Below are 22697 nucleotides of genomic sequence, written 5' to 3' on the forward strand. Positions count from 1 at the left end.
GAGGATGTGATTTCGAATCCTGTAATTTCGACGCGAACTTTCCCTTTCCCGGCATCGATGCCCCTGACAGGTTCGCCGTCCTTCGGGCCGGACCTTTAGCTGTCAGGCGCGAAGCTACCATCCGAGAGGTCTTCCATGCTCGCCCATCGCCGTCTCGTCTTTGCTGCTATTGCCCTCCTGCCCTTGTCGATCATGCCGGCGGGCGCGCAGACGGGCCCGGCCAAAGGGGAGCCGATCTATCTCGGCGTCAGCGGTCCTCTCACCGGCCCCAACGCGCAGTACGGCGCGCAGTGGAAGCAGGGCTTCGATCTCGCGCTCGACGAGATCAATGGCTCGGGGGGCATCAAGGGCCGGCCGCTGGCCTATATCTTCGAGGATACGCAGAGCGATCCACGGCAGTCCGTCGCGGTGGCGCAGAAATTCGTGGCCGACAAGCGCATCGTCGCCGAGCTTGGCGACTTCTCGAGCCCAGCCTCGATGGCGGCTTCGCCGATCTACCAGCGAGCCAAGCTGGTCCAATTCGGCTTCACCAACTCGCATCCTGACTTCACCAAGGGCGGCGACTACATGTGGAGCAACTCGGTCAGCCAGGCGGATGAGCAGCCGCTGAGCGCCGCCTTCGCAGTCAAGCGGCTCGGCCTCAAGCGCATCGCGGTGCTTCACCTGAATACGGACTGGGGCCGCACTTCCAAGGACATCTTCGTCAAGGCGGCGAAGGAATACGGCGCCGAAGTCGTCGCGACCGAAGGCTACCTGCCCGACGAGAAGGATTTCCGCTCGACCATCGTCCGCGTCCGCGACGCCAAGCCGGACGGGGTGATGCTGATTTCCTACTATTCGGACGCCGCCCTGATCGCGCGCCAGCTCCAGCAGGCCGGCCTCAAGCTGCCGATCGTAGCGGCGAGCTCGGTCTATTCCCCCAAGCTCATCGAACTGGGCGGCGATGCGGTCGAGGGCATCTTCACCGCGTCGCGCTATTTCCCGGAGGATCCACGGCCGGAAGTGCGCGACTTCGTCGCCAAGTTCAAGGCCAAGTACAACAAGGAGCCGGATGCCTTCAACGCCTATGCCTATGACACGATGATCCTGATGGCGCAGGTGATGCGCGAGTCCGGTATCGACCGCCAGGCCATCCATGACGGGCTGTCCAAGGTCAAGGACGTGCCGAGCGTCATCTTCGGCAAGGCGACGTTCGACCCGAAGACTCGGCGCGTCGCCGGCGCCATGAGCGTCGACCTCGTGGTGAAGGACGGCAAGTTCACCATTTATCAAGGCGGCCCTGTCGTCCGCTGACGTTTCTTCGAGAGCATCTTGTCTTCCTGGTTCGACTACACCGTCAACGGCCTGATCATCGGCAACATCTATGCGTTGCTGGCGGTGGGCCTCGCCCTGATCTTCGGCGTGAGCCGGCTGATCAATTTCGCCCACGGCTCGGTCTATGTCGTGGGCGCCTACGCCGGCTTCCTGGCGGTGACGCAGTTCGGAACACCACTACCGCTGACGATCGTCATCGTCGTTGCGGTCGGCGCGTTGCTGGGACTGGCCATCGAGCGCTTCGGGCTGCGGCCGCTGCAGGGTTATGCCCATATCGCTCCGCTGCTGGCCACGATCGGCATCAGCTTCGTGCTCGACCAGCTCGTGCAGCTCACCTTCTCTCCCGATCCTCGGGCACTGCCGAGCGAGCTGCTGCAGAAGCGGTTTCAGATCGGCTCGGGAACGATCGGCGCGCTCGACATCCTCATCGCGGCCATCGGCATCGGCAGCGCCGGCCTGCTCTACTACTTCCTGCGCTTCACACGCCTCGGCTGGGCGGTTCGGGCTACGGCCCAGGATCGTGACGCCGCGCAGCAGATGGGGGTCGATGTCGATGCGGTCAATCGCACCGTCTTCGCCATCGCATCGGCGCTGGGCGCGGTGAGCGGCCTGCTGGTCGGCATGTATTATAACTACATCGACCCGTCGATGAGCTTCCAGGCGACCTTGAAGGGCGTCGTGGCCCAGGTCGTCGGCGGAGTCGGCAACGTCCCCGGCGCGATTGCCGGCAGTATGTTGCTGGGCTTGGTCGAGAGCTATGGCATCGCCCTGTTCGGCACCAGCTATCGCAATCTCTTCGCTTTCATTCTCCTGATCGTGGTGCTGGTGCTGCGCCCCAACGGCCTGTTCGCCAGCCGCCGCCAGACCCCGCCCGAGCCGATGACCGGCACCTTCATCGCTCCCAGCAAGCCGGTGCAGATCTCGCCGCGCACTCTGCTCGCGATTGCCCTCGCCGCCGCGCTGCTGCCGCTGGTCCTGCCAAACCCCTACGTGCTGCAGACCCTCACCAATGCCTGGCTCTATGGCTTGCTTGGCCTCAGCCTGACGTTGATCGCCGGCACGGTCGGGCTGATTTCACTCGGCCATGCTGCGTTGCTCGCGATCGGCGGCTATGCCTCGGCATTGCTGTCGCTCGATCTTGGCATGCCGGTCGGCCTGTCGATCCTCCTCGCCGGCGTGATCGCCGCCGCGCTCGGCACGCTTCTCGTCTTCCCGTCCTTCCGCCTGCGCGGCCATTACCTGTCGATCGCGACGCTCGCGATCGGAGAGATCGTGTCGCTGGTGATCCTGAACTGGGACAGCCTGACGCGCGGGCCGATCGGTGTTTCGGGCATTCCGCCGCTGTCGCTCTTCGGCTTCGAGCTCGATACGGATCGCTCGGTCTACTGGTTCGCGCTGGGCGTCCTGGTCGTGCTTGCCGCCCTGCAGTTCCGGCTGCTGCGCTCCCATCTCGGCCGAACGCTGCGCGCCATGAGAGACGACGACATCGCCGCCCGGTCCTATGGCATCGGCCTCGATCGCTACAAGGCGTTGGCCTTCGCGGTCGGCAGCTTCGCCGCCGGCGTCAGCGGTGGCATCACCGCCCATCTCTATTCGTACATCAACCACGAGACCTTCAACAGCCAGCTCTCGATCCTGGCGCTGACCATCGTGATCCTTGGGGGTATGGGCAACGTCACAGGCGCAATCCTGGGCTCGGTGCTGCTGGTCGGCCTGCCGGAGGTATTCCGCGTCGCCGCGGAGTACCGTGTCCTGATCTACGGCATCGTGCTGCTGTTGCTCGTGCGCTTCCGGCCGCAGGGCCTGTTGGGGACGGTATGAGCGCAGCCCCTTCCTTGCTCGAGGTTCGTAGCCTGACCCGCCGCTTTGGCGGCCTCACAGCCGTGAACAGCGTCGATCTCGATCTGGCCGAAGGCGAGTTTCTGAGCGTCATCGGACCGAACGGTGCCGGCAAGACGACGCTGTTCAACCTGATCACCGGCCACGACGATCCCGATGGCGGCACCGTAAAGTTCTCGGGCCGCGATATCACGCGCCTTCCTCCCGAGTGGCTGGCCACGCTCGGTATCGCCCGGACCTTCCAACACGGTCGCGTCTTCGCCAATCTCAGCGTCATGGACAATGTCCTGGTCGGCGCGCATGTCCGCTTCAAGGCGGTGCGGCCCGCCTGGCCCTCTCCTCTCAGCCTTCTCGGTCCCTTCGCCGAGGTGGCGCTTGCCCTGATCCGGCCGTCCTCTGTGGTGACGGAGGAGAAGCGCATGCGAGAGGAGGCCCTGCGGATTCTAGCGCGCTTCGGCGACCGCTTGCTCCCCCGCCTGGACCATCCGACCTACAGTCTGTCCTACGCAAACCGGCGCCGCGTCGAGATCGGCAGGGCGCTGGCCCTCGGCCCCAAGCTTCTGCTGCTCGACGAGCCCACGGCCGGCATGAATCAGACCGAAACGGCGGAGATGCAGACTCTGATCGGTGACTTGAAGAAATCTGGCCTCACCATCCTGTTGATCGAGCACAAGCTCGACATGGTGATGCAGCTCTCCGACCGCGTGATCGTGATGGATAACGGCTCAGTCATTGCCAATGGCAAGCCGGCCGAGGTGCGCAACAATCCCGCGGTGATCGAGGCCTATCTCGGACACCGCCGCAGCGACAAATCAGAAGCGAGCGTGCCGGAGGCCGCAGAATGACGACCGCCCTCTCCGCCCCGGCTTCGCAACCGGCCGAGGCGCTGCTTTCCCTCGAAGGCATCAATACCTTCTACGGCCCGGTGCAGGTTCATTTCGATCTCAGCCTGCAGGTCGGTCGCGGCCATATCGTGTGCCTGTTGGGCGGCAATGCCAGCGGCAAGTCGACGACCATGAAGATCATCCTGGGGCTGGTGAAGCCTGCTTCCGGGATCGTCCGCTTCGCCGACGAGACGATCACTGGCCTGCCGACGCCGCAGATCGTGCGCCGCGGCGTCGGCTCCGTGCCGGAGGCGCGCCGCCTGTTCGGCGAGATGAGCGTGCGCGAGAACCTGCTGATGGGCGCCTTCACGCGCAAGGATCAGCGCGCGATCGCCCAGGATCTCGACCGCGTGCTCGGCCTGTTTCCCAAACTTGCCGAGAGACTGACGCAGCGCGCCGGCACCTTGTCGGGTGGCGAGCAGCAGATGGTGGCGATGGCGCGCGCCCTGATGAGCCGGCCAAAGTTGATCTGCATGGACGAACCGACGATGGGGCTCTCGCCGCTGTGGGTCGATCGCGTGCTCGACCTGATCGCCGCCATCAATCGCGAGGGCGTCACGGTCTTCATGGTCGAGCAGAATGCGAGCCTCGCCCTCGAGATCGCGCACCACGCCTACGTCCTGCAGACCGGCCGCATCGTGCTCGAAGGGCCAGCCGAAAAGCTGCGGACCGACCCCCGCATCCGCGATGCCTATCTCGGCGGTCAGGAGTCGAGCTGAGAGCCTCGACGTGATCGTTTGGCCTTGTCCGGCCAGGTGCCGAGCGCCGCTTCCGCTATAGCCTCCAGCACCTTCCGCGGAATGCCGTCGCGCGCCTGGATGGAAAGTCCCTGGATGACGGCGGCGTAATAGGACGCCAGCGCTTCCGTGTCGGTAGCCGAGTCGAGTTCGCCTTCGCCGACGGCTCGATCCAGTCGCGCCTTGACCCGCTCGATCGTGGCGAGACGGCGCCGCGCCAGATCTTCCCGCACGCTCTCATGCTCGGGAGCGCAGGTTAGGGCGCCGACCGACAGCATGCAGCCGCGTGGATCCGGACCGCCCGCATAGACCTCGACCGCGTCGCGCAGGATCCGTTCGATAGCCCGCCGTGCACTCGGCTCTTCCTCCAGGGCCCGGCGCAGGAACGAACCGTAGGAGGCGCTGTAGAGATCGAGCGCCTCGGCATAGAGACGCTCCTTGCTGCCAAAGGCGGCATAAAGGCTGGGCGGCGTGGTGCCCATCGCCGCCGTCAGATCGGCAATACCGGTGCCTTCGTAGCCGCGCCGCCAGAAGAGCTGCAGGGCCGCCTCCAACGCCTTCTGGCGATCCAGCAGGCGAGGCCTTCCACGCGGGCGGCGGGACTCCATTTCCATAGTGATCAATATAAAAATCCTTGACGTCGGCGCAAGTGAACGATTTTTATATCGATCGCTATGTTAATCCTTGCAGGAGCAACCCATGCCCGATTCGGTCGCCTCATCCAGTCTCACCAGCCGTCGCGTCTATCGGCTCATTTCGCACGAAGGCAGCCCTCAGATCAGGACATCCGAAGACGCCACACCGGCCCTTGGCCCGCATGATGTCCTGGTCCGCATCGAAGCAGCGAGCCTCAATTATCGTGATCTGCTCATCCTACGCGGCCAGCTTGGCGCGGTCCGCGACGGGCTGATCCCCCTCTCCGACGGCGCGGGCCACGTGGCTGCTGTAGGCGAGAAAGTTACACGCTGGAAAGCAGGCGACCGCGTCGCCACGATCTTCTATCCGGACTGGATCGACGGCCCTTACCGTGAAGCGTTCGGGCCGACGGCGCTGGGCGGTGGCAACGCCGACGGCGCCCTTGCCACCCAGATCGCGGTGCCCGAGACCGCGCTGGTCCGCATTCCCGAGACGCTGAGTGTCGAGGAGGCGGCGACCCTGCCCTGCGCCGCCGTCACGGCCTGGCATGCACTGGTTGTGCGCGGCCAGCTTGCGGCGGGCGATACCGTGCTCGTGCAAGGCACGGGCGGCGTGGCTCTGTTCGCGCTGCAGATCGCGAATGCCTTCGGCGCCAGGACCATTATCCTCTCCTCTTCCGACGAGAAGGCCAAGCGCGCTCGCGAACTGGGCGCCGCGGCAACGGTGAACTACAGGACGACGCCAGAGTGGGACGTGGAGGTTCGCAAGCTCACCGACGGCCTCGGCGCCTCGCATATCCTGGAGCTCGGCGGTCCGGATACCTTCGACCGATCACTGCGCTCCCTGCGTGCGGCCGGCCGTATCGCGCAGATCGGCGTCTTCACCGGAAAGGGCCCCCAGTCCAACCTGTTCCGTCTTCAGTTGATCAACGCCACCATCGACGGCATCAATGTCGGCTCGCGCGAGCATTTCGAGGCACTGAACGCTTTCATCACCGCGCACGGGCTCAAGCCGGTCATCGACAGCACCTACGGCCCCGATGACGTGCCGGCGGCCTATGACCGGCTCGCCTCCGGCCGCCACTTCGGCAAGATCGTCATCAAGCTCTGACCCGGCGAAAAATGGAAAAGGCCTCTCCGTACCGGAGAGGCCTTTGTCGGGACGACCGTGGTCGCCTCATCCACCGTAGAAGACGTTGTCACCGAGATCCTTCATCTCGAGAATCGCCGCATCGGGCCGGCCGGCCGGCGCCTTGTTGAGGTGCGCCTCGACCACTTCGCCGACGATGATGTGATGGTCGCCCTGCTCGATGACGGTCGTCACCTTGCATTCCACCGCACCCGGCGCGTCGACCAGGATGGGGGCGCCCGTCACGCCCTTGCGGTAGGACTGCCCGCTGATCTTGCCATCGCTGAGATCGGCCGGCCGGAAGAAGGTGAACGCCAGGCTCTTCTGGTCCTTACCCAGCATGTTGAGGGCGAAGGTCTTGGTCGTCTTGGTGGTCTGATAGGTGCCCGAATCGGTCTTGACGCCAACCACCACCAACGGCGGCGCGAAAGCCGTCTGTGTGACCCAGTTGACCGTAGCGGCCGCGACGTTCCCCTGCCCGTCATCGGCGGTCAGGACGTAAATCCCATACGGGATCATGCGCAATACTGTCTTTTTCGCATCAGCGTTCATTTCTCTCTCCACGGTCGCAGGGTTCGACTCCGAAACCCGGCACAAGGTAAAGACCGGCACGCCATTGGCAACTCCCGCCGACAAGCTGGTGGAATTTCGCGCCACAGGCGGGCACGATCTCGTGGAACGCCATGCTGCTCCAGGACTTTTCATACCGCCGCATCACGACGGCAGGCGGCTCGATCTCCTTCGCGATCGGCGGATCGGGCCCGCCGCTCCTGTTGCTTCACGGATATCCGCAGACGCATCTCGCCTGGCATCGCGTCGCTCCGATGCTGGCTCGGGAATTTACGGTGGTTGCTCCCGACCTGCGCGGCTACGGCGACAGCGGGGGCCGGGATACAACGTTCGAGCCTGCCAGCTTCAGCAAGCGTGCCATGGCACTGGATCAGGTGGAGTTGATGCAAGCGTGCGGCTTCGACCATTTCGCCGTGGTCGGCCATGATCGCGGTGGTCGCGTCGCCTATCGCCTGGCGCTCGATCACCCGAAACGCGTGAACGCCCTGGTATCCTTGACTGTCATCCCGACGCTGGAGGTCTGGGCACGCACGTCAAAGCCCTTCGCGATGGGGGCGTGGCACTGGTTCTTCTTTGCGCAGCCCTTCGATCTCCCCGAGCGCTTGATCGGTGCCGATCCGGGGTATTTCTTCGACTGGACACTGAGAAGAATGGCGAAATACTTCGACCGCCTGTCGCCGGAGGCGATCACTGCCTATCGCAGTGCCTTCCTGCGCCCCGACGTGCGGCGGGCGATTTTCGCCGACTATCGGGCCGGCGCCACCGTCGACGAAGGGCATGATCGCGAGGATCGCCAGGCCGGGCGACGGCTCGCCTGCCCGGTCTTCGTGACCTGGGAGGCCGGTCGGTATTCTTCGGGCGACAGCCCGGTCGATATCTGGCGAAGCTGGGCCGACGAGGTCGACGGTGGTCCGATCGATGCCGGCCACTTGCAGGCGGAGGAAGCACCGGAGGATCTGCTCACGGCGATACTTCCATTTCTGCGGCTCCACGGAAAGAAGGCACCCCCGCCTTCACCCGTTTCGCGAATACCGTAACGGACCGGCCGTCCAGTTCTCCCGCCGTCGCCTCCGTTCCTTGGCTCGGAAGAGGCCGAATTTGATCGGGATCAATGAGGTTGGCCTTCGTCGTCAGGACATTGCCGATGCGGCGGGCTCTTTCCGCCGCCAGCAGGGGACGCGATGCATAGGGTCGCACGATTCAAGGATCGGACCGATGCCGGCTGCCTCCTCGCACAGGCACTGGCGGTGTATCGCGACAAGAACCCGGTGGTGCTCGCCCTGCCGCGCGGCGGCGTGCCGGTCGCGGCAGAGGTGGCAAAGGCCTTGAATGCACCGCTGGACCTGGTGCTGGTCCGCAAGATCGGTGCCCCGATGCAGCCAGAACTGGCGATCGGGGCGGTGGTGGACGGCGCCGATCCGATCGTCGTCCGCAACGCCGAGATCATCTCGGCGACCGGAACGACACCCATCGAGTTCGATAAGATCTGCGTCCGTGAAGCCGCGGAGATCGAGCGTCGGCATCGGGCCTATCTCGGCAATCGCCCACCGGTGCCACTGCAAGGAGCGACGGCGATCGTCGTCGACGATGGCATCGCTACTGGCGCCACGATGATGGCGGCTCTGCGCGCGATTCGCCGCCGGCAGCCAGCCAAGCTCGTTCTTGCCGTACCGACGGCCGCGCCGGAGTCGCTCGGCTCATTGCGACGGGAGGCCGACGCCACCGTCTGCTTGACCGCTCCGGACTACTTTGGTTCGGTCGGAGCGTTCTACGAAGACTTTCGCCAGATATCGGACGAAGAAGTCATCGCCACGATGGCCAAGCAGCCCGTGCCCGGATCATCCCTTGCTCCCTCCGCACGCCCTTCGTGACTCCGCCACCTCCAAGCCCTCGGTAACGCTCGCACAGAAGGTCGCCTTCCTCGAGCGCGGTGCCGCTTACGGCGATGCCTCGGCGCTCGTCGTCAGTCGCGAGACACATATGTCGTGGATCTTTCTCGTCGGCGAGAAGGCCTACAAGCTCAAGAAGCCGGTCCGATTTCCTTATCTCGATTTCTCGTCCCGGCAAAAGCGGCACGCGGCCTGTGTCAGCGAGCTGATGCTGAACCGACGCCTGGCATCCGACGTCTATGAGCGGGTAGCGCCGCTGTACCTCAATGCAGGCCGACTTTCTCTGATCGGCGGCGACGAGATCGTCGATTGGCTGGTCGTGATGCGTCGGCTCGATGAGTCGCAGACGCTCGAACAGCGTCTGCATACGCGAACCTTGTCAACATCGGACCTCGACCCGCTGATCGACAGGCTTTCCCGCTTCTACAGGCGGGCCGTCCCGATCTCCCTGCCACCGCCGCTTCTCCAGTTTCACTGGCAGCGGAGCCTCAACGACAACAGGAAAGTGCTCCTGAAGCCAAACCTGCCGCTATCAGAGGCGCTGGTCCGACGAATCGATCGGGCCCAGCAGCAGTTCCTTTTGAAGGGATATCGGCTGTTGGCCCAGCGCGTTCACTCCCACAGTATTGTCGATGGCCATGGCGACCTGCGGCCGGAGCATATCTGGCTTCAGCCGACCGTGCGAATCATCGATTGCCTGGAATTCAATCACCAGCTTCGGACTGTCGATCCCCTCGACGAAATCGCTTTCCTGTGTGTGGAATGCGACCGGATTGGCGACGCCCGCTTCGGCCAGTACATCAAACGACGGATGCTTCCTCTGCGGGCAGCATCGGCACTGGAGCCCCTCTTCACCTTCTATCGCTGCTATCGGGCGACACTCCGTGCACGCCTGGCCATTGCGCACCTTCTCGAACCGCGCCCCCGGACACCCGAGAAATGGCCACGGCTTGCTGGCCGTTATCTCGATCTGGCTTTGGCCGATGCGCGTCGGCTGGAATGTATGCTCGCGCAACCCGTTGCCACTGAAGGTCTTTCGTATCCGCAAAGGCATCACAATGGTTGAGAACAGCCTGCTGCTGACCGATCTCTACCAGCTCTCCATGCTGGAATGCTATGCGCGATACGGAATGGACGCGACGGCGTCATTCGAGTTCTTCGTCCGTAAACTGCCTTCACGGCGCGGGTTCCTGATGGCGGCGGGCCTCGAGCAGCTGGTCGCGTTCCTGGAAGGCATGCATTACTCAAACGAGGAGCTGGACTGGCTGCGCGAGTCGGGATTGTTTGCGGCCAGCTTTGTCGACGATCTTGCGGAATTGCGCTTCACCGGCGACCTCGATGCGATGCCCGAGGGCACTATCTTTTTTCCCGACGAGCCTGTCGTTCGGGTAACCGCGCCACTTCCTGAGGCCCAGCTGGTGGAAACCCGCCTGGTCAATCTGCTCCATTTCCAGACCGTCATTGCCTCGACAGCGGCTCGAATGGTGCTGGCAGCGCCTGGCAGGCAGTTGATCGACTTCGGCCTGCGTCGTGCCCATGGCGCCGAGGCGGGCCTTCTGGCAGCGCGCGCCGCCTACCTCGCCGGCTTCGCCGGCACCGCTACCTTGGCGGCCAACCGAGTCTTCGATATCCCCGTCGTCGGCACGATGGCGCATTCTTTCGTCCAAGCGCATGACGACGAGGCTATTGCGTTCGAGCGCTTCGCGCGCGTACGGCCCAACGCGCTGACCTTGCTGATCGACACCTACGACACAGAACGAGGCGCCCGCTTTGTGGCCAATCTGGCTCCGCGCCTGGCCCGGGAGGGAATTGCGGTCAAGGCTGTTCGCCTCGACAGCGGCGATCTCGCCGCGCACGCGCGTGCGGTCAGGACCATCCTCGACGAGGCAGACCTACAGAACGTCCGAATCCTTGTCAGCGGAGGCCTCGACGATCGTGCTCTGCTCTCGCTCTGCAGCAGTGGCGCGCCGATCGACGGATTCGGTGTCGGCACCAGCCTCACGACGGCCGCCGATGCTCCTGCGCTCGACTGCGCCTACAAGCTGCAGGAATATGCCGGTCGTCCGCGGCGAAAGATGAGCGAAGGCAAGGTGACATGGCCGGGGTGCAAGCAGGTCTACCGACACTACGCAGCCGATGGCACCATCGCCGGGGATGTGGTTGCCCTGCTTGACGAGACGGCGGACGGCGAAGCGCTACTGCATCCGGTGATGCGGGCAGGAAGGCGCTGCGGGCTGCTTCCCAGGCTGGCCGAAGCGAGGGCGCACGCAGCCACATCTCTCGCACGTTTGCCCGCACCGCTTCGGCGGCTGCAGGCGAGCGGCGTATCGGTGCGCATCAGCGACGGACTGCGGTCGCTCGCCGATGACATGGATCGCGCAAGGAGAGGCTCATGAGTCATCGGCCAATGCTGGTTTTTGCCTTGGAAGGCAGTCGCCCCTTCGCGGAGCGCGTGGCCCGTCGCCTCACCGTCCCGCTCGCTCCGCTCGAGGAACGGAGCTTCGAGGACGGAGAGCACAAGGCGCGACCGTTGCAGAATGTCCGCGGGCACGACGTCTTCGTTCTCCATGCCCTCCATGGCGATGACCGTGAGAGCGCCAACGACAAGCTTTGCCGCCTGCTGTTCTTCTGCGGCGCCCTGAAGGACGCCGGCGCGAGTTCGGTAACCGCCGTTGTTCCCTACCTCTGCTATGCCCGCAAGGATCGCAGGACCAAGCCGAACGATCCTATCACGACACGCTATGTCGCCGCCCTCTTCGAGGCGATCGGCATCGACCGCGTCATCGCGGTCGAGGTTCACAACGTGTCCGCATTCGAGAATGCTTTCCGCTGCCCGACCCTCCACGTCGAATGCGCACCCTTGCTGGCCTCGCATTTCGCGCCCCTGCTCCGTGGGCAGCAGGTCGTTGCCGTGTCGCCCGACGCCGGCGGCGCCAAGCGCGAGGATGCCTTCCGCCGCGAACTGCAGTGCCTCATGGATTGCGACGTCGGTTCCGCATTCATGGAAAAGAGCCGAAGTGGCGGGATCGTATCTGGCGAACTGCTCGCCGGCGATGTCGCCGGCAAAGTCGCGGTGATCGTCGACGACCTTATCAGCACCGGTGGCACCCTGGTGCGGGCCGCCAGGGCCTGTCGTACGGCCGGCGCCACAAAGATCTACGCAGCAGCGGCGCACGGCCTGTTCATGGAGGGGGCTCCGGCGCTCATGGCCGAACCGGCGATCGACGGCATCGTGGTCACGAATACCGTCCCGCCTTTCAGTCTCTCGCCGGAGAATACGGCCCGTTTGACCATCGTTGACGCCGGCGAGGCCATTGCTGCCGCCATCGCGTCCTGCCGCGACGGCGGCTAATCGGTTCAAGACGGCATGCGCGTTCAGTTCCTGACCGCAGTTGCCAAGATCACGTCGGCTGCTGAGGTGGCGGTTCTTCATCCTCGTCGGCCGTGAGGATCTCCACGACCTTGGCCGCAACGGCCGAAACGTGATGGCCACTCTTCGCAAGAACGTCGTGGTCTCCGGCGACACATACGGCCGCTTCCTCGATGTCGGCCACTGTGGGCTTCAGCTCCAGAATGTCGATTACCTTGGGATCGTCCAGCGTACCCAGTAGGCGCTGAAAATCCTCTCGGGTCGCAGGGCGCATCGCGGAAGAAGTGGATTTCGTGGACATGGTCATTTCGTCCTCCAAATACGGAAATCCAGCCTTGAGATGGATCAAGCCAGGGCGCCGTCCGACATTTGGACGAGCGAAGATCCAGTCAAGGTCGAACCCGCTTTCTTGGTTGGTTTCGTCAAGGAACTCCGGACTACGCATGCCGGAACGCACCGACACTTGATCGAGATCAACGCGGAACGACTGATCATTTTCTTAGTTAGTGTCGAAGCGCGCCGGTCGCGATCGTCCTTGCTGTGCAGTCCGCGCGCTGTCGGAGGAGGATATGATGGAAACCTATCCTGTCGACACTGACCCCGAACAGATCGTCCGCTGGCTGCTGGTCGAGCGTGAGCGCGGCACGACATCTCTGGATGTCGTGGCCTCGCGCATCAACGAATTGGAGTCCTTTGCAGACCAGCCACAACTGCCTCTGGGGGACGAGGACCGCGACGACCTCAGCGAGCAGGTCACTGTCGCGATGCTTGAGATCATGCCACGTCATGCCGCGCATGAATGGCGCCTGACCATTTCCGTGGAAGAGGACCTTACGCCCTCGGAGTCCGACAACGAGGACGAGGAAGAAGAAATCGATCTCGACGCTTTCTATCTGGAGTTCATCAGGCCAGGACGCGGCACTGTGAATGTCATGGCGGAAGCGGAGGATGCGGACGCCGAGGCCGATCTCAATCGCCTTCTTGCCGCCATCGAGACAAATATCCATGTGCCGGACGGCAGTATCCGGAACCAGCGTTCACTCTGCTAGCAGCGCTGGAAAGGACCTTCACTACAGGCGACCAACCTCGAATTCCTCGCACGAGTAGCCCAACATCGAAAGACCCTCTTCGAGGAAATCTCCGAGCAGCGGCATTCCCAAGAGATAGGCCGACGTCCGCTGATTGTGAGCATCCTGTGCTTCCCGGCGAATGTCGGCCCAATCGGTCGCATCGCTCCCGTCGCGACCGAGCCACGCCAATGCCACCAGGTCGACCTGCTCGTCTTCGGACAGTCCATCGATAAAGGCCGTAAGTTCCTCTACGACCGGATCATCACCGTGTTCCTCGAGCACGGCAGCTTCCTTGTCATCGGAAGGATTCGAACCGGGATCGGGCTCGCTGGCCGGATCCTTGGCATCGAATTCCCGTGCCTTGACGATCACGAAGCAGACTTTTTCCGGGGAAATGCTGAGAAGCGGCTCCGGCCGGTCCGGCTGATCGACTTTCCGCATGATACCGCCTCGTTCCGGTCGAGATGTCCGCCATCGCCAATGTTCATCGCCCGCGGCTCAACCGTGTTCCTTGATCGAGATCAACCACAAAAGACAGGTCGCTTCCGCAGCACCTTCCGCAACTCGCTGAATGCGCGAGTGGTCAAAATGTAGGCCGGGGTTAGCCATCCCGGGCGGGCCTGATCGACCCCGAATCGCAACATGGGGTCGCGAGGCGCACTAAATCATCCGCGTGATCGACAAACCCAGGACAGCGGCAAAAAGGAGGATCAGGCTGGCGGCCGCCCCGATCGCAACGCCGAAGTGGAACTGCCGGAGATCCCTCGCACTCCCAGTTCCGATAGGTGCGCCGCAAGCGCCGAAGCAAAGCGGAACGGGCAACCGGGATGCCCCATCGCGGTAAGGGTTCGAGTTGGATAAAGCCATTGGCTACCGCAATCAGCCTAGGCGGCGGCTCGGCCTACGGCCTGGAAAAGATTGCGCATATCTTCTGCGGATAATAGTTTCCCCATCAAGTCTATGGGGGAGCCTTGGATAGTCCTGAAATTCGCCGCCTGCTGGCGCGCGCGCCGCATGCCTCCATCGAGGAAATCCTCGCCCATCCCCGCTTCCCCGAGGCCCGCAAACTCTATCTCGATCGATTCCTGGCGGTATACGACGGCGACCCGTTCCTGGTGCGCCTGTTGATCGAGTCGGGCCGTTTCGTGGTCTATCATCTCGCGGTCATCCTCGAGGCCGGCCACGATCCCGAGCGGCCCGAGACCTGGTTCACGGTCGGCCGCCTGAAGCAGCTCCTCTCGCAATTCGGGCTCGGCGTCAGCCAGCGGCAGATTGATCATCTCGTCGCCCGATTGCGATCGGTCGGGTTCCTGGAGGTTCGGCCTGCCGAGCGCGACCGGCGGCTGCGCATCCTGAAGCCCACCGAGCGGATGCTGGCGCACGATCGGGACTGGCTCGCGGCGCACTATGCGCCGCTTACCGTCCTCTGCCCGCAAAACGACTATGGCCCGATAATGCGGGGCGACGCGACGATGCATATCCTGCAACGCCAGGCATCGCTGGAATTCGCGCCACTCGGTCACAAACTGCTGATGGCCGTGCCTGACATGATGCTCTTCTTCGACCGCGCCGGTGGACACATGGTCCTCGCTGCCCTGTTGCACACAGCCTTGGAGAAGACCGACGATCCGCATGTGGCCATCTCCTACGCCGATATCGGCGATCGCTTCGGCGTTTCCCGCACCCATGTGCGGCGCCTTTTGATGACCGCCGAGGAGACGGGACTCGTTCAGCTCAAGACGCGCGGCGGTCATCGGGTCGAGATCCTGCCGCGCTTGTGGGCGAGTTATAACCGCGCAATCGCCGGCGGCATGTTCTTTCACGACCTCATTTACGGAACAGTAACCGGTCGTACTTCTGCACGGGTAGCCTGACAGTCGGAGGTCGTGCCCGCTCGGAAAAGTTTGCGCAGACCACTCATTCGTTGGGCTTCGCGCTTGGCGCATGAGCAACATCCCCTCATGGAAGGGCGTGAAACTGACCGGCCGCGGGGGCCGGATGTTCGACGCGGCCTTGGGGGAGTACATGAGGAGAATCTGGAAGCTGGGCTTTGGTTTCGCCGGACTTGGCTTGTTGGCAATGGCGGGAGCCCTGCTAGTAGTGCCCGGCATCGCTGCCGCCAATCCCTTCTTCGCCAACCAGACCGGACAACCGTGCACCGCTTGCCATGTTCCCGGTCAGGAACAGAAAGGCCTTCAAGGGCTCAATGCCGCCGGCCAGGCGTTCAAGAATTGCGGGTTCAAGGTCGGATGCACCGCCAATGGTGCCACGCAGACCAAGACTACGGAGCATAACGACGGACTCGCCACTTTCACCAACACCTGCTCTGCCGGTCAAACGCGCTGGGTGGTTCTGCGGCCCGGCCTCAACGATGCAAGCCGTGATATCGCCTTGATGCTGGATCCCGGCAGCCGTCAGAAGGTAGCGGTCTCGAAGGGCACGACCTATGCGGCCGCCTGCGGCAATGCTCCCGGGAACGGACAGCAGTTCTTCTGGATTCGCCTCGATCTCGCCATGTGAGTGATCGGCGTCGGCAGGCCCGTACATTCCAGCCGCCGACATGTTGAGACCCTGAACCGCCGCCTCTATCATCGGGGCAGCAATCAGGGCGCCCCTTGCGCCAGCAGTACGCTGTGCGCGGGCGTTCCGCCGACCGCCATCCAGCCCTTGGCAGCGGCATAGGCAACGGCCGCGTTAACGATCGTCGCCTTGTCGACACCGAGACAGTGCTGCATCTCGTCGATTGCGATCCAGGAACGGTGATCTCCGCGAAGACTACGAAGCGCCTGGCAGAGATCCCGAGCCAACGCCTCTATGGCGAACATTCTGTTCATGACACGACCTTGAATTTGCGGAAGTGATCGACATCAGAAGCGTCGACAACATCCAAAAGTCGGCAATGTCCCACTTGCCATCATCCATCCAAGATGGCTCCGGATGCAGAACGCGTAAATGATCCAGAAATCCAAACATGCGCACACGGACGAAAGGGCTTGCCGGCTCGCACCGTTTCCGGAGTTCAAAAGGTGCAGGCGTGCGTCAGAGCCGCTCGTCGGGAGGCACGATCTCTGTCACGAGATCGCGGACGAGCGCCTTCTTGGGAAGGGGGGCCAGCACGGTCAAACCCTCCTTGAGGCGGGACGTACAGGCATATTCGACCTTGCCGTCGATCAGCATCATGCATTCCTTGCAGGCATTGGCGTTGATGCAGGCAAATCGGAACGCGAGAGTGGGATCGATATCACGCCGCACGATTCGCAGGCCGTCGAGCACCGATTGACCAGGTTCGAACGCCACCTCGAACTGCTCGGTGCGCTCCGGCTCGCCGGGCACTCCACGATGGACGATCAAGGTGGCCTTCATGCTGCGTTCCGGTCGATGGTCGGCGCCTGGCGACGCAGACGAAGGCGTCCGCTTTCCAGACTTACGATCTGATTGATTTCCCACGCCGCATCGAGCCCGGGATGATCCTCGCGTTGATGGGCACCGCGGCTCTCGGTTCTCGCCAAGGCAGCAGCGGTGACGCTGCGTGCAACGAGAAGCATGTTCCGGAGATCGAGCCAGTCGACCAGGACCGGATCGCACGGGCTCTCCGCGGCAAGAGGCCGATCGCCTATCTCGCTCGTTATTTCCATCAGCGCGGTTTCTGCCGCTTGGAGAGTCCGCCCTGTGCGGAAGGGACCGACCTTGTCGGACATGAGCGCCTGCAGAGTCGCTATCGTCGCGGCCGTGTTCGGCCCATCGCGCCGACTCGCGCTCCTGAGCAGATCCACCGTGCAGCGTGTCGCATCAGCCGAATAGCCGTTGGATCGCGCCAGCGCGTGCTCCGCCGCGTTCTGCCCTGCGCGCGCACCGAAAACGAACGCTTCCGTAATGGCATTGCCGGACAGGCGATTGGCACCGTTGGCGCCTCCCAAAGCCTCCCCGCAGGCAAAAAGGCCCGGCACGCGCGTGCACATCCTCTCGTCGACCCGGACGCCACCCATGTGATAGTGCGCAATCGGCGCGACCTCGACAGGTTGAGCCGCGAGATTGATGCCGTTCGCGGCAAGCCGGTCGACGACGGGCCCGAAGGCGCGGCGGATTTCCGCCTCCGGTACATGCTGAAAGCTGAGATAAGCGCCGCCCGCGGGACTCCCCCGACCCGCCTCGACCTCCTTGAAGATGGCATAGGTTGCCAGATCGCGGGTAAGCACATAACGACCGTCGCTGCGCGTATCCCGCGCCGCATAGTCGGTTTCGAATTCGCGCATCTCCGCATTCAGCAGCTTGCCACCGAGCTTGTAGCGAAACGGATCCCACATGATCGGATCCATCCCGACCAGCCGTGGCGCGAGATGGCCAATCGGAAAGAACTGCACGAATTCCATGTCGATTAGCTCGGCACCTGCTCGCAGTGCCAGGGCATAACCGTCGCCGCCCATATTGGCGGAGGCGCTGTTGCGTCGATAGAGCCGGGTCAATCCGCCGGTCGCGATCACGACCGCCTTGGCGCCGATGGTGACGATCTGGCCGGTCGAGAGATGAAGGGCGGTTGCGCCGCAAGCCTCGCCGTCACGAACCGCGATATCGACGATCGCCAGTTCACTGATGCGTCGAATGCCGCCGACGGCGTTCACTCTTCCCCGGAGCGTGCGCGAGACGGCGGGGCCTGTGCTCAGAAAGTCGACATAGACGCAACGCGGCCGGTCATGGCCGGGAGCCTGTGCCTGCTTGATATGTCCGTCTTCGCGCGCCCAGCCGACCTTCCAGCTGTCCATTTCGCGAATACGGTGCGGCCCTTCCTCACACAGCATCGCCGCCAGGCGTGCATCGCAGAGGCCCCGGCCGGCCGCAAGCGTATCGGCGAGATGGTATTCCCAATGATCAGGCACCTGCTCGCCTAGCGCGGCGGCAACAGTCATCTGGGCCATCACCGTTGCACCGCCTCGTCCCACGATGCTGCGATCTGCCAGCACGACCGACGCACCTGTGCGGGCTGCTTCCAGCGCGGCATACATGCCGGCGCCGCCTCCGCCGATGACCAGGACCTCCGTCTCCAGATGCATTACTCTACTCCCGACGCCTCTCTGCACACTACGCTACATTCAGGGCCCCGACTCGCACGCCTCGCTGCCGTTCACCGCGGATCAGAATGCCTTCGCGTTCGGGATCCGTCCAAGGCGATGCGTTCTCTACTCCCACCGTGCCCGCCCTCTCGGATTCTGGAAGCGCCGTTGCATCCGCCTGCCCCACCTGCTTCAGCCAGTCGCGAGCCTCGTGAAGGCTCTTGAACAGGCTGATCGGCCCTTCGCTTTGCGTCAATCTCGCAAAGGCTTGGGGGAATCCCACCCGCCCCATATCGACGATGAAAGCGACCGGACCGCGTTTCTCATTCGACGCTGGCCGTAGCAGCTCCGCCAGCTGCATAATCTGTGCCTCGGTCCATTGTGTTCTGGCACCCGCCACCTCGAGTATCTTGGCGAACGGCCGGACCTGTGCATCAGCAAGCCGCTTGGCCATGGCCCGAACCTCTTCCGGCGTGATCGTCCCCCGCGCAACGATGGTCACGGTGCGATACAGCCGTGAGATCTCCATGTAGATCGGCAACCACGCCCTCCCCATAGGTTTGCGACCACGGCACGCTAACACGGGACGGGACGATCGCCGATATCGTGATCGGTGCATCTCAGGTCCGCGCCGTAGAATTGGCCACTCCCCAGCGCACGCCACCCGACTGGCCATTGACACGAAGATATGAACCTGCGTTCATTTCTTGAGGTAGATTCCTCCTTAACTCCTGACGGCAAGGCGACGAGACGAACGTGGTCTATCGGCGGACCGAAAGCGCGGCGAAGCGACAGGCGGATAAGCGAGCGCGCATCCTGACCGCAGCACGCGATCTCGTGGCCGATGGTGGATGGGCTGCCACCCAGGTGGATCACGTGGCGCTCAAGGCCGGCGTTGCCACTGGTACGGTGTACCGCCACTGGTCGTCAAAGGCAGAGCTGTGCGCCGAAATCGTCGCCATCGTTTCGGCGCGCGAGGTCGGGGTCGTGAAGGCGCTGGTCGAGGCGGATGGCTCGCCTGCAGAGAAGCTGGAATCTGCCATCCGCGTATTTGCCGGCAGAGCATTGCGCGGACGGCGCCTGGCCTATGCCCTGATCGCTGAGCCGGTCGATCCCGAGGTCGAGTCGGTGCGCCTCGACTATCGGGCGCAACTGGCGCGCTGCTTCGAGTGCGTTCTGCGGCAGGGAATCATGCGCGGCGCCTTTCCCCCGCTCGACCCAGCAGTGGCTGCAGCCTGCATCGTCGGCGCCTTCATGGAGGGATTGGTCGGCCCGCTGGCGCCGGCCAAGGGCACAGGGCCGCGCGCCGACCGGCAGCTTGTCGAACAGATCACCCAGTTTTGCCTACGGGCGAGCATCGGGACAGCCGGGAAATCAGTATCGGCTTCGGCCCAACGGCCGGCCTCGTCAGATCCGCGGAGTTCGTGATGAATGCGCATATGGAACGATCGATGAAAAAGGCAGTCACGCAGGATTTCGATGGCAAGGTCGCCCTCGTCACGGGCGGGGCGACCGGAATTGGTCGTGCCGCGGCGCTGGCCTTCGCATCCCGAGGCGCTTCGATCGTCATCGCCGGCCGACGCCAGACGGAAGGGGATGAGGCGATCGCCACTCTGTCGGCCATTGGCGCCAACGGTCGCTTCATTCGGACAGATGTCACGAACCCCGACGAGATCGAGATGCTGCATCGAACGATCCTCGCGGATCATGGGCGTCTCGACGTCGCCTTCAACAATGCCGGATATCAAGAGCCCCGCGCCTCCATCGCCGAGCAGGATGCGAGCCTGTACGACCGGGTATTCGATACGAACGTGCGTTCCGTCTTCCTCTGCCTGCAGCATCAGATCCGGCATATGGCGGCGCAAGGCGGCGGCGCCATCGTCGTCAATGCGTCGGTGAGTGGCCTGCGCAACCCCAACCCGGGCCTCGCCCTCTACTCGGCCTCCAAGGCGGCGGTGATCTCGCTCACGCGCTCGGCGGCGATGGAGTCTGCCGAACAGGGAGTACGCATCAATGCCGTGGCGCCCGGCCGTGTCGTCACGGACATGATGCTGGCCTCGAAGATCATGGATATGAGCGCGGTCGCCGCTGGCCTGCCGTTGCGGCGCATGGGTCAGCCCGAGGAAGTGGCGGAGGCAGTGGTCTGGCTGGCATCCGATGCCGCCTCGTTCGTCGTTGGCCACGTGCTTTGCACAGATGGCGGCTTCATGGCCTTGTGACGCTCGACCGCGGACGACGGATTGTAAGTTTGGCGAAAGCATTAAGGCAGCAACGGAAAGTGATCGGAAGCGTTTCGTCGGCAGGTCGTCTTCGACCTGAGGAGGAAACACCCAATGACAACTCGATTTGCCTGTCTGGCTTCGATCGCGGCCATAACCCTGCTCATGCCGGTCGCCGTCAATGCTCAAGCCAACGCCGCCAGCCCACGCGCTGGTGCGTCGGATCCGAAGTATTGCGAGACGCTAGCCCAGCGCTATGCCGCGCAGCACCCGATCATGGAAGGGTCCAATGCGAGCACTGCCACCGCGATGAATGATTGCCAGTCCGATCCGCAGGGATCGACGGCGACGCTGATGCACGCAATGCAGGACGAGAAGATCGCAATACCGCCGCGGCCGTAGCGCGAACCGGTGCTCCGCTTCCGGGGAGCGGAGCACCCTTTGCCCCGGCCGTTATTCACCCTTTTTGGATCCACGCAAAATGGCCGCCATCGAGGAAGAGGCGCGCCCCTCGATGCTTTTGCGGTCAACTGAACTGCAATCTTCGTCAAAGAAACTACACGGCCGGAAAGCGGCGGCCTATAAATGTCGGCACGGGATAAGGGCAGTGGACCGCACAAAGACGCCGAAGTCGACAACGGCGGCACGCGGTTCGAGACGGATTCGGGGGAGATACGACATGTCATTGGGCGCTGCTTCGGAAGCGCTGGCACTTGCGGATGTGCCGGCCGAACCACCTGCCCCTTGGGCACGACAAGCCTTGGCCGGTGCCATCGGCAACGTGCTGGAGTGGTACGACTTCGCTGTGTACGGCTTCTTCGCGGCGATTTTCGGCAAGAACTTCTTTCCGGCCGGATCTGCGGTCATCTCGCTGGCCGCCGCCTTCGGCGTGTTTGCCGCGGCCTTCATCATGCGTCCGATCGGCGGCGCCTTGTTCGGCCATATCGGGGACCGTTTAGGCCGCAAGACTGCATTGCTGACATCGGCAGGACTGATGACGGCGGCAACCGTCGCGATCGGTTTCCTGCCGACCTTTGCCCAGATCGGAGTCATGGCGCCGCTGCTCCTCATCGTCATGCGGATGCTGCAGGGACTGGCGGTGGGCGGCGAGTTCTCCACCTCCATCGTGTTCCTGGTCGAGGGAGCCGACCCGCGTCGTCGCGGTCTTTTGGGCAGCCTCGCTTCCATGGGCGCCAGTTCAGGCATACTCCTCGGCTCTGGCGTTGGAGCCTTCGAATCCTGGCTTCTCAGCCAAGCACAGCTCGAGTCATGGGGATGGCGCCTCCCTTTTCTGGCAGGATCGGTGCTGGGGGGATCCGCCTTCATCCTGCGGCGCGTCCTGTCCAATGACGAGCCGCCACAACCGGTGAGGCACAGACTTCCGCTCGTCGAGGCCCTGAGCAGCGATTGGCGCGACATCCTGCGAGGCGGGATCGCCTGTGCATCCTTCGCCACCAGCATCTATCTCATCACCGTCTACCTCGTGACGATGATGCAACAGGTGGACGGCCTGCCGGCCTCGAGGGCCTTGGAGATCAACACGGTTTGCCTCCTGGTCGCCGTCACGGCAACGCCCTGCTTCGGCATGCTGTCCGACCGGGTCGGCCGCAAGCCCGTGCTGATGGCCTCCGTGATCGGGACGATCCTGCTATCGTGGCCTCTCTTCTGGCTGTTGTTGCGGCACGACGTCTTTTCGATCCTGTTTGCCCAGATCGTGTTCGCCCTGCTGATCGGGGCGTGGGCCGGCCCCATGGAGGCGACGCTCGTCGAACTCTATCGCGGCCGGACACGCTGCACGGCCCTGTCGCTCAGCTACAACCTCGCCTTTGCCTTGCTGGGAGGAACCGCCCCCATCGTTGCCGTCTATCTCGTCAGCGAAGAGCATGCGAATTTTGGCCCGGCTTTCTACCTTATGGGAACGGCGCTGATCTCGCTGATCGGCCTGCTGACTATCCCCGATCGCACCGGCCAGCCATTGCGATAGAAGCGTCGG

General features: G+C 63.6%; 25 protein-coding genes. 17 read left to right on the forward strand and 8 right to left on the reverse strand.

What is annotated here, in order from left to right; genetic code table 11:
• Nucleotides 1–135: 135 nt before the first annotated feature.
• Genes B5D62_RS28455 through B5D62_RS28470 form a run of 4 tightly spaced genes read left to right on the forward strand, consistent with a single transcriptional unit; the run spans nt 136 to nt 4756 of the window.
• Nucleotides 136–1293: an ABC transporter substrate-binding protein gene (locus B5D62_RS28455; RefSeq protein WP_085937468.1), complete on the forward strand. Its 1158-nt coding sequence runs from the start codon at nt 136–138 to the stop codon at nt 1291–1293.
• Nucleotides 1294–1311: 18 nt separating this feature from the next.
• Nucleotides 1312–3135 carry an ABC transporter permease gene (locus tag B5D62_RS28460; protein WP_085937469.1) on the forward strand — a complete coding sequence of 608 codons (1824 nt, stop codon included), beginning with the start codon at nt 1312–1314 and terminating at the stop codon, nt 3133–3135.
• Nucleotides 3132–3998 (forward strand): ABC transporter ATP-binding protein, encoded by an 867-nt coding sequence (locus B5D62_RS28465; protein WP_085937470.1) that lies wholly within the window; start codon nt 3132–3134, stop codon nt 3996–3998. Before B5D62_RS28460 ends, B5D62_RS28465 begins: the two co-directional genes overlap by 4 nt.
• Nucleotides 3995–4756 (forward strand): ABC transporter ATP-binding protein, encoded by a 762-nt coding sequence (locus B5D62_RS28470; RefSeq protein ID WP_085937471.1) that lies wholly within the window; start codon nt 3995–3997, stop codon nt 4754–4756. Before B5D62_RS28465 ends, B5D62_RS28470 begins: the two co-directional genes overlap by 4 nt.
• On the opposite strand, the gene B5D62_RS28475 is transcribed toward B5D62_RS28470, so the two are convergent.
• Complete coding sequence (locus B5D62_RS28475) at nt 4741–5388, reverse strand: TetR/AcrR family transcriptional regulator (RefSeq protein WP_085937472.1); 648 nt, start codon at nt 5386–5388, stop codon at nt 4741–4743. The genes B5D62_RS28470 and B5D62_RS28475 overlap by 16 nt on opposite strands.
• Before the next feature lie 85 nt (nt 5389–5473).
• Here B5D62_RS28475 and B5D62_RS28480 point away from each other — a divergent pair, with 85 nt between their 5' ends.
• The gene (locus B5D62_RS28480) at nt 5474–6520 is read left to right on the forward strand and encodes a zinc-dependent alcohol dehydrogenase family protein (RefSeq protein ID WP_085937473.1); all 1047 of its coding nucleotides are present in this window, start codon (nt 5474–5476) and stop codon (nt 6518–6520) included.
• Between the two features lie 66 nt (nt 6521–6586).
• On the opposite strand, the gene B5D62_RS28485 is transcribed toward B5D62_RS28480, so the two are convergent.
• Nucleotides 6587–7090 (reverse strand): flavin reductase family protein, encoded by a 504-nt coding sequence (locus B5D62_RS28485; protein WP_085937474.1) that lies wholly within the window; start codon nt 7088–7090, stop codon nt 6587–6589.
• A gap of 131 nt (nt 7091–7221) precedes the next feature.
• On the opposite strand from B5D62_RS28485, the gene B5D62_RS28490 reads away from it, so the two are divergent.
• The 5 genes from B5D62_RS28490 (at nt 7222) to B5D62_RS28510 (ending at nt 12349) form a co-directional block, all read left to right on the forward strand.
• Complete coding sequence (locus B5D62_RS28490) at nt 7222–8145, forward strand: alpha/beta fold hydrolase (protein ID WP_085937475.1); 924 nt, start codon at nt 7222–7224, stop codon at nt 8143–8145.
• Between the two features lie 144 nt (nt 8146–8289).
• Nucleotides 8290–8979 (forward strand): phosphoribosyltransferase, encoded by a 690-nt coding sequence (locus tag B5D62_RS28495; RefSeq protein WP_085937476.1) that lies wholly within the window; start codon nt 8290–8292, stop codon nt 8977–8979.
• On the forward strand, nt 8954–10063 hold the full coding sequence (locus B5D62_RS28500) for a hypothetical protein (RefSeq protein WP_085937477.1): 1110 nt from the start codon (nt 8954–8956) through the stop codon (nt 10061–10063). Before B5D62_RS28495 ends, B5D62_RS28500 begins: the two co-directional genes overlap by 26 nt.
• A complete protein-coding gene (locus B5D62_RS28505; protein ID WP_231714972.1) occupies nt 9948–11393 on the forward strand; it encodes a nicotinate phosphoribosyltransferase in 1446 nt (481 codons plus the stop codon). The genes B5D62_RS28500 and B5D62_RS28505 overlap by 116 nt, the downstream gene beginning before the upstream one ends.
• On the forward strand, nt 11390–12349 hold the full coding sequence (locus B5D62_RS28510) for a ribose-phosphate diphosphokinase (RefSeq protein ID WP_085937479.1): 960 nt from the start codon (nt 11390–11392) through the stop codon (nt 12347–12349). The genes B5D62_RS28505 and B5D62_RS28510 overlap by 4 nt, the downstream gene beginning before the upstream one ends.
• Before the next feature lie 49 nt (nt 12350–12398).
• Here the strand turns inward: B5D62_RS28510 and B5D62_RS28515 are convergent, their stop codons facing one another.
• Nucleotides 12399–12830: a hypothetical protein gene (locus B5D62_RS28515; RefSeq protein ID WP_139374130.1), complete on the reverse strand. Its 432-nt coding sequence runs from the start codon at nt 12828–12830 to the stop codon at nt 12399–12401.
• Nucleotides 12831–12939: 109 nt separating this feature from the next.
• Between B5D62_RS28515 and B5D62_RS28520 the strand changes: the two genes are divergently transcribed.
• On the forward strand, nt 12940–13416 hold the full coding sequence (locus tag B5D62_RS28520) for a hypothetical protein (RefSeq protein ID WP_139374131.1): 477 nt from the start codon (nt 12940–12942) through the stop codon (nt 13414–13416).
• Nucleotides 13417–13437: 21 nt separating this feature from the next.
• Here the strand turns inward: B5D62_RS28520 and B5D62_RS28525 are convergent, their stop codons facing one another.
• Nucleotides 13438–13878: a DUF3775 domain-containing protein gene (locus B5D62_RS28525; RefSeq protein WP_085937482.1), complete on the reverse strand. Its 441-nt coding sequence runs from the start codon at nt 13876–13878 to the stop codon at nt 13438–13440.
• A gap of 530 nt (nt 13879–14408) precedes the next feature.
• Here B5D62_RS28525 and B5D62_RS28530 point away from each other — a divergent pair.
• Both B5D62_RS28530 and B5D62_RS28535 read left to right on the forward strand, forming a co-directional pair.
• A complete protein-coding gene (locus B5D62_RS28530) occupies nt 14409–15311 on the forward strand; it encodes a hypothetical protein (protein WP_085937483.1) in 903 nt (300 codons plus the stop codon).
• 124 nt (nt 15312–15435) lie between these two features.
• Complete coding sequence (locus B5D62_RS28535; RefSeq protein ID WP_139374132.1) at nt 15436–15957, forward strand: hypothetical protein; 522 nt, start codon at nt 15436–15438, stop codon at nt 15955–15957.
• Between the two features lie 83 nt (nt 15958–16040).
• Here B5D62_RS28535 and B5D62_RS28540 read toward each other — a convergent pair whose 3' ends face one another.
• From B5D62_RS28540 to B5D62_RS28555, 4 genes are all read right to left on the reverse strand, one after another.
• Nucleotides 16041–16271 (reverse strand): hypothetical protein, encoded by a 231-nt coding sequence (locus B5D62_RS28540; RefSeq protein WP_085937485.1) that lies wholly within the window; start codon nt 16269–16271, stop codon nt 16041–16043.
• A gap of 205 nt (nt 16272–16476) precedes the next feature.
• Nucleotides 16477–16800 (reverse strand): 2Fe-2S iron-sulfur cluster-binding protein, encoded by a 324-nt coding sequence (locus tag B5D62_RS28545; protein ID WP_085937486.1) that lies wholly within the window; start codon nt 16798–16800, stop codon nt 16477–16479.
• Nucleotides 16797–18485 carry an FAD-binding protein gene (locus B5D62_RS28550; RefSeq protein ID WP_085937487.1) on the reverse strand — a complete coding sequence of 563 codons (1689 nt, stop codon included), beginning with the start codon at nt 18483–18485 and terminating at the stop codon, nt 16797–16799. Before B5D62_RS28550 ends, B5D62_RS28545 begins: the two co-directional genes overlap by 4 nt.
• A gap of 28 nt (nt 18486–18513) precedes the next feature.
• Nucleotides 18514–19026: an STAS/SEC14 domain-containing protein gene (locus B5D62_RS28555; RefSeq protein WP_139374133.1), complete on the reverse strand. Its 513-nt coding sequence runs from the start codon at nt 19024–19026 to the stop codon at nt 18514–18516.
• Nucleotides 19027–19241: 215 nt separating this feature from the next.
• On the opposite strand from B5D62_RS28555, the gene B5D62_RS28560 reads away from it, so the two are divergent.
• From B5D62_RS28560 to B5D62_RS28575, 4 genes are all read left to right on the forward strand, one after another.
• Nucleotides 19242–19913: a TetR/AcrR family transcriptional regulator gene (locus tag B5D62_RS28560; RefSeq protein ID WP_085937489.1), complete on the forward strand. Its 672-nt coding sequence runs from the start codon at nt 19242–19244 to the stop codon at nt 19911–19913.
• Between the two features lie 23 nt (nt 19914–19936).
• Nucleotides 19937–20704 carry an SDR family NAD(P)-dependent oxidoreductase gene (locus B5D62_RS28565; protein ID WP_218191365.1) on the forward strand — a complete coding sequence of 256 codons (768 nt, stop codon included), beginning with the start codon at nt 19937–19939 and terminating at the stop codon, nt 20702–20704.
• A 114-nt stretch (nt 20705–20818) separates the two neighbouring features.
• Complete coding sequence (locus B5D62_RS28570) at nt 20819–21106, forward strand: hypothetical protein (RefSeq protein WP_085937491.1); 288 nt, start codon at nt 20819–20821, stop codon at nt 21104–21106.
• 277 nt (nt 21107–21383) lie between these two features.
• The gene (locus B5D62_RS28575; RefSeq protein ID WP_170921186.1) at nt 21384–22688 is read left to right on the forward strand and encodes an MFS transporter; all 1305 of its coding nucleotides are present in this window, start codon (nt 21384–21386) and stop codon (nt 22686–22688) included.
• The last annotated feature ends 9 nt before the right edge of the window (nt 22689–22697 follow it).

Source organism: Enhydrobacter aerosaccus, from assembly GCF_900167455.1.
GTDB classification, from domain to species: Bacteria; Pseudomonadota; Alphaproteobacteria; order Reyranellales; family Reyranellaceae; genus Reyranella; species Reyranella aerosaccus.

Excerpts from the sequence above, each read along its gene's own strand:
- B5D62_RS28535 (WP_139374132.1), top strand. The coding sequence starts at position 15,436 with ATGTTCGACGCGGCCTTGGGGGAGTACATGAGGAGAATCTGGAAGCTG.
- B5D62_RS28545 (WP_085937486.1), bottom strand. The coding sequence starts at position 16,800 with ATGAAGGCCACCTTGATCGTCCATCGTGGAGTGCCCGGCGAGCCGGAG.
- B5D62_RS28525 (WP_085937482.1), bottom strand. The coding sequence starts at position 13,878 with ATGCGGAAAGTCGATCAGCCGGACCGGCCGGAGCCGCTTCTCAGCATT.
- B5D62_RS28465 (WP_085937470.1), top strand. The coding sequence starts at position 3,132 with ATGAGCGCAGCCCCTTCCTTGCTCGAGGTTCGTAGCCTGACCCGCCGC.
- B5D62_RS28455 (WP_085937468.1), top strand. The coding sequence starts at position 136 with ATGCTCGCCCATCGCCGTCTCGTCTTTGCTGCTATTGCCCTCCTGCCC.
- B5D62_RS28485 (WP_085937474.1), bottom strand. The coding sequence starts at position 7,090 with ATGAACGCTGATGCGAAAAAGACAGTATTGCGCATGATCCCGTATGGG.
- B5D62_RS28520 (WP_139374131.1), top strand. The coding sequence starts at position 12,940 with ATGGAAACCTATCCTGTCGACACTGACCCCGAACAGATCGTCCGCTGG.
- B5D62_RS28495 (WP_085937476.1), top strand. The coding sequence starts at position 8,290 with ATGCATAGGGTCGCACGATTCAAGGATCGGACCGATGCCGGCTGCCTC.
- B5D62_RS28540 (WP_085937485.1), bottom strand. The coding sequence starts at position 16,271 with ATGAACAGAATGTTCGCCATAGAGGCGTTGGCTCGGGATCTCTGCCAG.
- B5D62_RS28490 (WP_085937475.1), top strand. The coding sequence starts at position 7,222 with ATGCTGCTCCAGGACTTTTCATACCGCCGCATCACGACGGCAGGCGGC.
- B5D62_RS28575 (WP_170921186.1), top strand. The coding sequence starts at position 21,384 with ATGTCATTGGGCGCTGCTTCGGAAGCGCTGGCACTTGCGGATGTGCCG.
- B5D62_RS28470 (WP_085937471.1), top strand. The coding sequence starts at position 3,995 with ATGACGACCGCCCTCTCCGCCCCGGCTTCGCAACCGGCCGAGGCGCTG.
- B5D62_RS28510 (WP_085937479.1), top strand. The coding sequence starts at position 11,390 with ATGAGTCATCGGCCAATGCTGGTTTTTGCCTTGGAAGGCAGTCGCCCC.
- B5D62_RS28565 (WP_218191365.1), top strand. The coding sequence starts at position 19,937 with ATGAAAAAGGCAGTCACGCAGGATTTCGATGGCAAGGTCGCCCTCGTC.
- B5D62_RS28570 (WP_085937491.1), top strand. The coding sequence starts at position 20,819 with ATGACAACTCGATTTGCCTGTCTGGCTTCGATCGCGGCCATAACCCTG.
- B5D62_RS28550 (WP_085937487.1), bottom strand. The coding sequence starts at position 18,485 with ATGCATCTGGAGACGGAGGTCCTGGTCATCGGCGGAGGCGGCGCCGGC.
- B5D62_RS28480 (WP_085937473.1), top strand. The coding sequence starts at position 5,474 with ATGCCCGATTCGGTCGCCTCATCCAGTCTCACCAGCCGTCGCGTCTAT.
- B5D62_RS28475 (WP_085937472.1), bottom strand. The coding sequence starts at position 5,388 with ATGGAAATGGAGTCCCGCCGCCCGCGTGGAAGGCCTCGCCTGCTGGAT.